Annotated in this window: 1 protein-coding gene; it reads right to left on the bottom strand. The window is 69.0% G+C overall.

The genetic code is table 11. The features are described from left to right. Positions 1-255: hypothetical protein (locus AX744_RS20870; protein WP_197429273.1), on the bottom strand; the 255-nt coding region annotated here is incomplete at both ends.

A 255-nucleotide genomic window follows, 5' to 3' on the forward strand; every position in this document is an offset into this window, starting at 1 on the left:
GTCCAGGGAGTCCTTGCCGGAGACCTGGAATCCGGCGGTGCGCGCCTCGGCGATGAACGGGGTGCCGGCGGTGGCCGCCTGCAGCTTCTCGCGGTACTGGAACGCCATCGGGGTAGGCAGCTTGTCGAAGGGAATCCCGAGGGTCAGCGCGTAGTCGCGGGTGATGTAGACCTGGCCGCGCTCGGTGCGCCGCAGCTTGCTCGGGCCGGTGTTGATCTGGGTGCCGAGGGAGAGCTTGGACGCCAGCAGCGCGAT

The sequence above is a fragment of the Microbacterium sp. CCH5-D1 genome, assembly GCF_001557335.1.
GTDB lineage: Bacteria > Actinomycetota > Actinomycetes > Actinomycetales > Microbacteriaceae > Microbacterium > Microbacterium oxydans.